Source organism: Halalkalibacter hemicellulosilyticusJCM 9152 (assembly GCF_000513115.1).
GTDB classification, from domain to species: Bacteria; Bacillota; Bacilli; order Bacillales; family Bacillaceae_D; genus Halalkalibacter; species Halalkalibacter hemicellulosilyticus.
On the sequence record NZ_BAUU01000059.1, the window covers coordinates 1 to 11,314 of the forward strand.

The following is an 11,314-nucleotide window of genomic DNA, read 5'->3' on the forward strand; positions in this document are numbered from 1 at the left end:
CCCAAAAATTTCGACCACATATAACGTTTGCAGTATTTGACTCTGAACTTCCTGTTGAAAAATTTATTGAATCCTTTAAAACTGCTACAAAAGATTTTTCTCAAATTAATGTGAACTTTAACGTATTGTCTACATTTCCGCCTGCTGTTGTCTTTTCTGCACCTACAGTTACTTCACATTTATTTGAAACCCATCGTCAATTTTATAAAGAATTAAAAATATATCATAAATTTGCTAATGAACTGTACTTCCCAGAATGTTGGATTCCCCATTGTACCTTTGCTATCGGTTTAAACAAAGACTCATTACTACGTACATTCGAACATTGTTTAAATCAATTCCAACCATTTGATGGGCAAATTACAGAGATAGGTATTGTTAAAATAGAATTTGTTGATGGTATACATAGCAGCAAGACTATATTTGCAAAGCGTTTGTGAAAAATGTCTCAAACTCCCTCAGTTAAGTACTGATGATGGACATTCATTTTATGAGAAATTTGGTTTTGCTCCACTTGATAAGCTTGACTTATTGATATAAATATAGGGAAAGCGAGCAATTTAATAGTTAATTAGATTGTATGTCAATATTGTATAGCCTTAATTAAGCTAACGGGTAGTGCTGGACACTTCTTTTTACATGAACAGTCAGGACTCTTTAAAATAGGTTAGTAATAAAAGAAATCGATGTAATGCAAAAGGAATGAGGGATTAAGAATGATACAAAATGTAGGGACCGAAGAAGCAATTAAAAGGTGGGATGCCTTTGCAGATAAATACTCAAAAAGCCATTCCGAACAAGGTGACCTTCATAAAGAAGTCTTGTTAAACCCCACTCTATTTTCACTTTTGGAGGATGTGGAAAATAAAAAAGTTCTAGATGCAGGGTGTGGGGAAGGGTATCTTAGCAGGATGTTATTCGAGTCTGGTGCCACAGTGACAGCAGTAGATTACTCTGCAAGAATGTTAGAGATTGCTAAAGAAAGAACACCAAAAGAATGGCCCATTGATTACAGGCATGGTAATTGTGAGGACTTGAATATTTTAGAACATAAAAGTTTCGATTTAATCGTGTCCAATATGGTTATTCAAGACCTTGCGAATTATGAAAAAGCATTTCAAGAAATGTACCGTTTATTAGTAAATGGAGGCACTTTTCTATTTTCGATACTGCATCCTTGTTTCGTTACTCCTGAAAGTGGTTGGGAGAAAACAGAGAGCGGTGAAAAGCTGCACTGGAATGTAGATAAATATTTTTATGAAGGTATGTATGAACAACGTTAGGTGATAAAGAGCAAATGTTATTCTTCCATAGGACATTAACAAGTTATATAAACACTCTAATCAAAACGGGTTTTGTTATAGAGAGTATTGAGGAACCAAAGCCATCACCAGAGATGCTAAGAAAATATCCTTCATTTGAAGAAGATTTTAGATGTGCTGATTTCATTGTTTTCAAGTTAAAAAAATAAATGGATTAAATATATATTTCCGATTGAGGTAGTCATTGTTGAATAAAATGTGTGTGTAATAATCTTTTTTACCAATCCATTATCGAGGTGAAGTATGTTAATAAAAATATCTCAAATAGAACCTGATAAACTAACCGACTTGCAAATGACAGAACTTCTTTACAAAAATTTGGAGGATGATAATAGGAAAGGTGATTTAATTTTTGTTCCAGGGAGTAGTAAGGCTGTTGAATACCGCTTACCTAAAGCTATTCAACTTTATCATGAAGGTAGAGCGGACAAGATATTATTTTCTGGTGGAGTAACTTGGAAAGGTTCAAGCTTATCAGAAGCACAATTATTAAGACAAAAGGCTATTGAACAAGGTGTTCCTGAAAATGACATTATAGTTGAAGAGTTATCACTGCATACGAAAGAAAATGTACTATCTTCATTGCTAGTTTTGGATAGAGCGTTTTATTTAAATAATATTAAACGTATAATTGTTGTTACTACAATTTTTCATATGCGTAGATTTTATTTAACGCTTAAAACATATATGCCTAATTGGATTGAATATACTCTTTGTCCTGTAAATGATCAGACAACTAGAATGAACAACTGGTTTAAGAATCCTAATGCTAGAAAAAGAGTAGAGCTAGAATCGAGAAAATTAATAAAATACATTAAAGAAGGCATTATTGTTGACGATTATATTGAACTGACAACAGAACACCCTAATATATAAAGTTCACAACAATCAGTATGGATAGGATTGTTACACCGATTGGGGAAAGTTTTGATGAAAATGTTAAATAATCTTTGTTTTACGAACGGAGAGCGATAGCTGAATAAAGGTTATCGCCGTTTTTATTAAATTAACGAGGTAGATCCGTTGAAGAAGGATATTCTCTACAAATAAAGAATATTAATATACTACTAATAAGGGAGTGGAAGGACTAATGTTTAGTAAAATTGGTCAAATTATGTTGTATGTCAATAATCAAGATAAAGCAGTGAATTTTTGGACAGAAAAGTTAGGCTTTACTGTGATTGCTGAAGAAAATAACGGTCAAGGAATGAGATGGATTGAAATTGCACCAAAAAAGGAAGCAGAAACCACCATCATTCTCCACAGTAAGGAGTTCGTAGCTAAAATGTCTCCAGGGTTAAATCTTGATACACCATCTTTAATGTTTTTTTCGGAGAATCTCGAACAATTACACAGTGACTTGACAAAGAAAGAAATCACGGTAGGAGAAATTGTAAATATGCCATCGGGTAGAGTATTTAACTTTGCAGATAATGAAGAGAATTACTTCGCTGTAATGGAAAAAAAGTAATACAAATGGAGATAAATTAATCTATTCTGTTATTCAAAAGCTGCCAGATTAGGCAGCTTTCATATTGTTAACGCGGGCGTTTCTTAAACATAGAGTTAGGGGAAAATGATACTGATAAATATTAAGCTCAATGGTGCGAATGGTGAATTAGCGTTTTTCCCTTCGCTTAATTCCACGAACGAAGGATAATTAAAAATGTAGGGAGGTAACCCAATGATTTTAGGTAACCCAATAGCGATCGGGAATACTGCAAAAATTTATCTTTCAGAGAACAAAATAGTAAAAGTTTTTAACGACTTTTTGCCGGATACCGAATCTATAAACGAAGCAAATAAACAACAATATGCGTATTCATGTGGACTTCCTGTACCTAAGGTATTAGATGTAACCAAGATAAATGGAGAACAAGCCATCATAATGGAATATATAAAGGGAGAAACATTAGGAGATTTAATGTTCAAAGATAAGGAACAAACGGAATATTATTTGGATATTTCAGTTCATATGCAACTTGAAATTCACAGTATCATTCCAGATAGAATCGAACCAATGTCTGATAAATTATTTCGTCAAATTGAGAGTGTGAATGAGTTAGATAAAAGGAAAAAGAATGATTTGCTAAAGAAATTGGAGTCAATGACATATGAGAATAGCTCTGCCATGGGGACTTTCATTTATTTAATTTGATTAAGACAGAAAACCAAGTGGTCGTGATAGATTGGGTTGATTCGAGCGCAGGGGATATTCGTGCTGATGTATATCGAACCTATCTTTTATACTCTCAATTTTCATCTGAATTAGCAAATATGTACTTGCGACTTTATTGTGAAAAGAGTAGACTTCTAAGTTCAGAAGTTTTCCAATGGGCTCCAATCATTGCTGGAGCAAGGTTATCTGAAAATGTCTCATCGGAGAATTCAGAACGACTTATGGAGATTATAAGTCACTACTGTCCATTGTAATGTGAGAGTACTATGTGCGTAACTTTACTTAACGGGGAGCGATTGTTTAATAAAAACAGTCGCCTTTTCACTTAAAGTCAGCTTGGTGAAGAAGAGCTGGGGATAGGATAGTAAGATAAAATAAATTTTAAAAGGAGTTCTCAAAATATGAAATTAAACATTTTAGATCCAACCTTTTCCGTTGTGAAATTTCCTCCAACTGAAACAATACCATTGTGGGCATTAGAATCCGATACGTTTTCTATTACTAGAACTAATGAGGAATTATCTATTGTATGTCCATCAAAATGTATATCTAAAAACGAAGTATTTACAGATATTGAGCATGATTGGAAGTGTATAAAAGTAGAGGGGATTTTAGACTTTAGCCTAACTGGAATATTATCTTCATTGGCGAATACATTAGCCGAAAATAAAATCAGTATTTTTGCTATTTCAACCTTTAATACCGATTACTTACTTATTAAAAGCCATTCAATTGAAAAGGCAAAAGTCGTATTAGAGAGTGAAGGTCACACTTTTAGCGATCATTAAAAAAATTTATTATACAAAAGGGTGCGATTGCTGAACAGCAGCAGTCGCTAGTTTACTAACAGGCAGCTTTGTGAATTTATAAAGAGGTGGTTAATCAATTGATTAATCCTTTTCTAAGTGGTAATATATAGATAACTTTAATGGAACGGAGGTGGGGAAGATGTTGAATCAAGCTGTTTTAGTGCGCGGATTTTGGGTTAAATTCCTTTATTTTTGCCGTGCAAAATTTGCTGCTGTAGTTGTTAACGGGATACGTGTGTCCTTTTTTAGCAACTCAATAGCAAACTAAAACAGTGAAAAACATCTCTTAACCCACATGGTAGTGGACGGTTAAAGGAGAGCATTTTCATGCTCTCCTTTTTTAAATGGAATAGAACGCGGATCGATTGACTTTGGCGTTCTATGACAGCTTAGCCATGGGAAGATATGTCTTCTCATGGCTTTTTAGTATCTTTTCAAGGAGGAATAAATGTGATTATATGTAGCGTTAATAAAATTGCCAAGATGTATGGAGGAAATTCTATTTTTGAAGATATATCCTTTGAAATAAAAGAAAAAGAACGGGTTGGTCTAGTTGGCCGAAATGGTAGCGGAAAAACAACCTTACTTCGTTTGCTCGCTGGTGAGGAGGCACCAGATACAGGACAAATACATTGGAAAAAAGGGGCTGCCATTGGTTATCTTACCCAAATCCCAGATTACTCTAATTCCACAATGACAAAGGATGTATTACAGTCAGCGTTCTCCCCTTTACTTCAAATGGAAGAAAAGATGAAAATGCTAGAGGCTGAAATGGGAATGGAAGTGAACACAAATAAACTCCAAAATCTCATTAGTGAATATGGGGAATTACAAGACCAATATGCGAATAGTGGTGGCTATGAAATAGAATCTAATATTGAAAAAGTAGTTAATGGTTTAAATATTCCGCTCTTAATGGATCAGCCATTCTCCCGATTAAGTGGAGGGGAAAAGACAAAGGTTGGGTTAGGCCTGATGCTATTAAAACAACCTGACTTTTTATTATTAGATGAACCAACGAATCATTTAGATTTAATGGCAGTCGAATGGCTTGGGACCTTTTTAAGAGAATATAGTGGGACCGTGCTTGTCATTTCACATGATCGTTATTTTCTTGATGAAGCAGTTAACAAGGTTATTGATTTGGAAGACGGAGAATTAACTACGTACCATACCAACTTTACAGGGTTTGTAAAAGAAAAGGAAGAAAAGCTTCTAAGGGAATTTCAAGCCTATGAGGAACAACAAAAGAAAATAAAAAAGATGAAGGAAGCGATTAAACGGTTAAGAGATTGGGCAAACAGAGCTAATCCACCAAATGCTGATCTTCATAGACGAGCAAGAAACATGGAAAGAGCGTTAGAGAGAATGGAGAAGTTAACTCGTCCCATTTTAAATCGGAAGAAAATGAACCTAGAGATAGAGACCTCGGATCGAAGTGGAAATGATGTTATTATGCTTAAAGATGTCTCGAAATGTTTCGGCGACAAGCTATTATTCGAGGGTGTAAATATGCATATTTCATATCAAGATCGAGTTGCCATTATAGGAGAAAACGGAACAGGAAAATCCACATTACTGAAATTAATTCTCCAACAACTATATCCAGACAAAGGAGAGGTGCGGATAGGTAGTAATGTTAAAATAGGATACCTATCTCAAAGTATTTTCTCTTCTATTGAGGATGAAACCGTTATAGAGGCTTTTAGAGATGTAGTGAAAGTAACAGAAGGAGAGGCAAGACATATTTTAGCAAGATTTATGTTTTATGGGTACACGGTCTTTCAGAAAGTTTCTCAGCTTAGCGGGGGAGAAAGGATGCGTCTAAGGTTAGCCCAATTGATGTACCAAGACATTAATTTGTTAATTTTAGATGAACCAACGAATCATTTAGATATTGAATCAAGAGAAGTATTGGAAGAATCCCTTGAGGATTTTAAAGGTAGTTTATTAACGGTATCTCATGATCGTTATTTTCTTAACAAGTTATTTGGGAAGATTTATTGGATAGAAGAAAAGAAGGTCCATTGCTTTTTAGGTAACTATACGTGGGCCAATGAAAAGATGACTACATTAAGAGAAGACAAAGTACAGTTTAAAACGGTGAAAAAGAAAGAAATTCCCTCACAACAAAATGAGCTGATAAAGAATAAGCGTACGGACAATGAAAAATTGGAAAAGGATTTAGTCACATTGGAGGAAAGAATTGCAGAGTTAGACAAAAAGTTATTGGAAGTTGAAGAATTGGAATTACTCCAACAGTTATACAAGGAAAGAGAAGACTTAGAGCAAGAATGGGAAAAACTTTGTGATCAGCTAGAAAATTAAAAGGAAAGGTGGTTGATATAATATGAAAAATGAGTCTATTCAACATATGTGGGAGGACTACCAAAAAAACAATCCAAACGCTCCAAAAGCCTATGTTGCATGGGCCTTCGGAGATTCAAAAGAAATGGCTGATGAACTTGCAAAATTAGTGTTAGAAGGAACGAAAACAGCGACAGCATCAAATTACAAGTTATATGAATTGGAAAAAGAAAAATTACCACAGGTTGGTCTTCTTAATATTATTCTTGATGGAGAGGGAAATGCAGCTGCAATAGCAGAGACTACCTCAGTAGAAATCGTTCCTTTCGATGAAGTTTCAGCAGAACACGCATATTTGGAGGGCGAAGGTGACCGCACATTGGTGTATTGGCGTGAGGTTCATGAAGAGTTTTTCAGGAAAGAATTTGAAGGGCTGAATCAAGAGTTCCATAATAAAATACGAGTTGTATGTGAACGATTTAAGGTAGTGTATAAGAAATAAAATGATATTTTGTTACTAAACATAAGCAATAAAAAGACATTGTGAAGGATCGAACTTCAACCAGAAATATCTGGCTAACCTTATAATACGAAGGGAGCGATAGTACAACAGTTCTGTCGCTTCTTCAACGATTGGGCAGAATAGTAAAAAAAGCACCCTTATAAGCAAGAATGCTTAAACCTAGTTTCTTTCAATTTGTTTAGTTTTAAGTACCATCCACCGTATTATAAGCCCGCCTAAAATATAAATAGGGAAGGAATATATGTACTTCCAGTGATAAATTTCGTATATCCCCAACGATACAGTCAGTGGTTCAAACACGAAAGAAAAAATAAAAGAAGCAATTGTTACTGATAAGAGAAAAAACTTCCAATTTTCGACATATTGATAAATAATCATATAAATAATAGGTAAATGAACTTTGTGAATTTCGATTATTGGCGGTAAAATGGGGATTACTCTATCTGGATAAGACCATAATACTAACGTGATACCAATTGTATCTAAGATAAATGTAGATGAGCCAACTAACAGACCGAAGAATGCAATTTCAATAATTCTTGTCTTATCTAAAATAATTAACCATATTATGATAAAAACAATTGTAGATGTCAAAAGAAACCACCAATTAAATGAAAATACAGTTTCAGTTAACCAATATTCAATTAGAATATCTCTTGTCTTTTGACGCAGTTTAATTAGTTCATCCCAACTTGGATTTATTGATAAAGCATATAATTGTGTTAAATCTCCCATTGGAACACTCCCTCTAAGTCCATTTGCATATGTAATTTATAATAAACAATTTTTCGTTATATATTCTTAAACTCCCCCAGTTTGATTCTATTTACTCATAAATGCTCGCTAAGATGAGTTGCTTATTCAACTATTGGTGCAGGTTAGTGCAAGAAGGATTTTCTAACCTTATAGTTGAATATTGTTATTGAGAAGAGTTTAGATGAGAAGAGAGAGGTTGAGCTGAGATGGTATTTGAGAGTAGTCAAATTAAAGGAGTACTATTTGATTTAGATGGAACTTTAATCAACAGTGAATGGTTAGGAACGGAGTCTTATAATTATGGAATACAGAAAATATTAAACAAAGAATTGACCAAGAGTGACAAGCAGTATCTATTAGGCAAGCCATTCAATGCATTAAATGATTTATTTCCCTTTTTAACGGTAACAGAGACAGAGAAGATTATAGCAGAGACATTAGGCTATTATCGCAAGTATCATCACCAAATTAAAGAATATGAAGGAATTAAGGAAATGCTTCAAGGACTTAAGAATAAAGGATATAAATTGGGTCTGGTTACAGCTAAACTAAAAAACAATGCAACAAAGGAATTAGAGAACACTGGCTTATTTCCCTTTTTTGAAGTGATTATGAGAAAGGAAGATTGTTACGAATTTAAACCAAGTCCTGTTCCATTACTACAATTGGCTGAAAAGCTTAATCTTAAGCCAATTGAATGTTTATATATTGGAGACCAACCAACAGATATTCAAGCTACACATTCCGCAAATATGATAAGTGTTGCAGCTCTTTGGGGAGAAGGAAAAATGGAGAGGTTGTGTCCCTTAAATCCAAATTATTTATTTAAAAGTCCGAAACAATTAACTAAGTTGTTATCCTAAAACCAGAACCGTCCAATGACCGTCTTTTATTGTTTTTTCTAATTTTGCTGAAACGGGCATTCTTTCAACTGGGGATGCTTTTCCCTATGTTAATAAAAGGAAATGAGTGTTAAGCTAAAGAAGCAGAATAGTAAAGTGAAATGTGGGGGTAATTTTGAAAAAACTATTACATAAGTTAGCCAATTTAATAAATAAGAGAGATGGAAAAATGATAATTGGTATATCGGGACATGGTGCTTCTGGTAAGACAACTTTTGCAAATAACCTTGTGAAATTCTTGGGGAATGATGTGAATTATATAAATACTGATCCATATATTATTACAGATGTAAGGAAGTACACGACTATAGATTATGAATATAATAATGAAAAGTATTCGTATAAAATGACAGCGTGTCACCCTGCGGCTCATAATTTGTTAGCTTTGGAAAGAGACATAAAGATGATTAAAGAAGATTTAGATTTTTATACAATAGATACCCATTACTTGAAGAGTACGTTAATTTCTTCACGAAATAATATAAATATTGTAGAGGGCATGAGTGTTGCATTTCTAAATCCCAAATTGTTTGATTTAACTATCTATTTATATACGGATGGGGAAACTGAGTTAATAAGAAGAGGAGTTCGTGATGTTTCTGAAAGAGAAACAGATTTTAACTATATAAAGCAATCTCATGAACAGCGTAGAATTCAATATAACTTATTTATGCACGCTTATCATAAGAATTTTGATATTGTTATAAAAAACTCAAATGAAGAAGTTATCTTGGAAAAATGCGAAATAGAGGTAACCTAATGATTTTAGGTAACCTATGACGGCTGTTGCAACGTTCAACAACGGAGAGCCGGTTTAAAATAAATGGAATTGGCGTTATATGCTAAAGGGACAGGATTGTAAAATTCAAAATGCTATGAGGTGAGACTTTTGGTTAAGAAAAGTTGGGAAAATGGAGATTATCTTATTACGATTGATAAAACTGATTTAGAGCTAGATGTTATTTATAACTTTTTGAGCAATGAATCCTACTGGTCAAAAGGAATTTCTAAGGAAGATGTGATTAAATCAATAAACCATTCTACTCTTTGTTTCGGCTTGTATTATATAGACCCTATTGATAGAAAGAAGAAACAAATAGGGTTGCACGGGTCACCTCTGATTTGGTTACCCATGCTTATTTGCAAGATGTGTTTATCTTAACTCCGTATAGGAAGAAAGGATTAGGGGATTGGTTGCTTGATATCATCACTAATTATGAAGAATTAAATATTCGCAGAATTATGTTAAGTACTGATGATGGACACTCATTTTATGCGAAATTTGGTTTTGCTCCACTTGATAAACCTGACTTATTTATGCAAATAAAGGGAATGGGAGAAATATAATACTCCAGTTAAGATCCGACGCCTCCTATTTTGTACTAACAAATAAATGTATTTCACAAGCACAAATATGAACAAATCTTTTCTTTTATTAATAAATTTTAGGTTGGAAATGGTAACCTTCAAGTAGGGTTTTTTAGAAAGCAAATAGGACTTTGCCTTCTTTAACTATTGGATAGCGACTGTAGAATAGATCTGACACCTCGTAACTTGTACTAATGAAGCAGGATCCTTTAGTAAGAATTTTCTTTTATGGTGGTATAATCATTTGATTATATAGTAACGCTTAGATTAGGGGGAATGTATGTGTTTGAAATTAGGTATTTAGCAGAAAATGAAAAGGACTTTTTGTTAGAAATGCTATATGAATCCATTTACATAGAGAAGGAGAAAAAGCCTCCAATTAACGAGCTTCTTAATACCAATGAATTAAAAAAATATCATCAAAACTGGGGGAGGAAAGGAGATAGAGCGTTAATTGCAGTTGATAATAAAGGAACTCCAGTAGGTGCGGTATGGCATAGATTGTTTAACATTAAAGAACGTGGGTATGGATATGTGAATGACACTACACCGGAGTTAGGAATAGCTGTAATTAAAGAAGCAAGGGGAAAAGGTCTGGGTACTAAACTAATGTATACGATTATTGAACAATCAAAAAATGACTATAGCGCATTATCGCTAAGTGTAGATGTTAAAAATACTGATGCCGTAAATTTATATCATAAATTTGGTTTTGTAGAGGTTAAAAAAGAAGGAAATTCAATTACGATGTTATTAAAGTAACAAGAAGCGATGATCCAAGAAGGATTATCGCTTTTTATATTGAATTAATGATACTAACAAAGTAGGGAATTATAGTAATAGGATACAAATTAAGATATAAAAGGAAAATGAAATGAACCCTTTATCATTAAAATACCCTCACAATTTGGTCGTAAAAATTTGTACTTAACGTAATGAGTGCAATATTTCAGAACAAGAGATGTTGTTTAGGCAGCTTTTGTTGGGGGGCAGAGGTAGGTTAGTTTAATCAAACGTGAGAATTGATTGAATATCATTTACCACTCTTGTCCAATTACGAAGCGGTTTAATAAATTACCTTTAAGCTTAATGGTTCATAAGACCTAGAAGAGGAGCGTTCAATTATATTTGGAGAGATTCTAGCTAAG

Annotated in this window: 12 protein-coding genes and 2 pseudogenes; 13 read left to right on the forward strand and 1 reads right to left on the reverse strand. The window is 33.6% G+C overall.

All coding sequences use genetic code 11. The features are described from left to right. The 9 genes and pseudogenes from JCM9152_RS21635 to JCM9152_RS20320 form a co-directional block, all read left to right on the forward strand. On the forward strand, window positions 1–440 hold a 440-nt coding region (locus tag JCM9152_RS21635), incomplete at its 5' end, for a 2'-5' RNA ligase family protein (RefSeq protein WP_052016252.1). Window positions 441–716: 276 nt separating this feature from the next. Next, window positions 717–1,471 (forward strand): annotated as a pseudogene (locus tag JCM9152_RS20290) (class I SAM-dependent methyltransferase). Window positions 1,472–1,565: 94 nt separating this feature from the next. Beyond that, a complete protein-coding gene (locus JCM9152_RS20295) occupies window positions 1,566–2,198 on the forward strand; it encodes a YdcF family protein (RefSeq protein ID WP_173402091.1) in 633 nt (210 codons plus the stop codon). A gap of 214 nt (window positions 2,199–2,412) precedes the next feature. Beyond that, the gene (locus tag JCM9152_RS20300) at window positions 2,413–2,793 is read left to right on the forward strand and encodes a VOC family protein (RefSeq protein WP_035347482.1); all 381 of its coding nucleotides are present in this window, start codon (window positions 2,413–2,415) and stop codon (window positions 2,791–2,793) included. A 213-nt stretch (window positions 2,794–3,006) separates the two neighbouring features. Beyond that, window positions 3,007–3,755, forward strand: a pseudogene (locus JCM9152_RS20305) (aminoglycoside phosphotransferase family protein). A 147-nt stretch (window positions 3,756–3,902) separates the two neighbouring features. Next, entirely contained in the window at window positions 3,903–4,289 is a 387-nt protein-coding gene (locus tag JCM9152_RS20310; RefSeq protein WP_035347484.1) for an ACT domain-containing protein, read from the forward strand. Window positions 4,290–4,449: 160 nt separating this feature from the next. Beyond that, window positions 4,450–4,578 carry an RAxF-45 family protein gene (locus JCM9152_RS23875; RefSeq protein ID WP_304503411.1) on the forward strand — a complete coding sequence of 43 codons (129 nt, stop codon included), beginning with the start codon at window positions 4,450–4,452 and terminating at the stop codon, window positions 4,576–4,578. A 182-nt stretch (window positions 4,579–4,760) separates the two neighbouring features. Continuing rightward, window positions 4,761–6,638, forward strand: coding sequence for a ribosomal protection-like ABC-F family protein (abc-f, locus tag JCM9152_RS20315; RefSeq protein ID WP_035347486.1), 1,878 nt, complete (start codon window positions 4,761–4,763; stop codon window positions 6,636–6,638). 22 nt (window positions 6,639–6,660) lie between these two features. Next, complete coding sequence (locus tag JCM9152_RS20320; protein WP_035347488.1) at window positions 6,661–7,119, forward strand: ASCH domain-containing protein; 459 nt, start codon at window positions 6,661–6,663, stop codon at window positions 7,117–7,119. Window positions 7,120–7,299: 180 nt separating this feature from the next. Here JCM9152_RS20320 and JCM9152_RS20325 read toward each other — a convergent pair whose 3' ends face one another. Further along, the gene (locus JCM9152_RS20325) at window positions 7,300–7,875 is read right to left on the reverse strand and encodes a CBO0543 family protein (RefSeq protein ID WP_052016253.1); all 576 of its coding nucleotides are present in this window, start codon (window positions 7,873–7,875) and stop codon (window positions 7,300–7,302) included. A 227-nt stretch (window positions 7,876–8,102) separates the two neighbouring features. On the opposite strand from JCM9152_RS20325, the gene JCM9152_RS20330 reads away from it, so the two are divergent. The 4 genes from JCM9152_RS20330 to JCM9152_RS20345 all read left to right on the forward strand — a co-directional run bounded on the left by JCM9152_RS20330 (window position 8,103) and on the right by JCM9152_RS20345 (window position 10,928). Then, the gene (locus tag JCM9152_RS20330; protein WP_035347491.1) at window positions 8,103–8,759 is read left to right on the forward strand and encodes an HAD family hydrolase; all 657 of its coding nucleotides are present in this window, start codon (window positions 8,103–8,105) and stop codon (window positions 8,757–8,759) included. Between the two features lie 154 nt (window positions 8,760–8,913). Continuing rightward, a complete protein-coding gene (locus JCM9152_RS20335; RefSeq protein ID WP_035347493.1) occupies window positions 8,914–9,558 on the forward strand; it encodes a uridine kinase family protein in 645 nt (214 codons plus the stop codon). A gap of 362 nt (window positions 9,559–9,920) precedes the next feature. Then, the gene (locus JCM9152_RS23570) at window positions 9,921–10,145 is read left to right on the forward strand and encodes a GNAT family N-acetyltransferase (RefSeq protein WP_235715785.1); all 225 of its coding nucleotides are present in this window, start codon (window positions 9,921–9,923) and stop codon (window positions 10,143–10,145) included. 303 nt (window positions 10,146–10,448) lie between these two features. Then, window positions 10,449–10,928, forward strand: coding sequence for a GNAT family N-acetyltransferase (locus JCM9152_RS20345; protein WP_148296562.1), 480 nt, complete (start codon window positions 10,449–10,451; stop codon window positions 10,926–10,928). Window positions 10,929–11,314 lie beyond the last annotated feature (386 nt).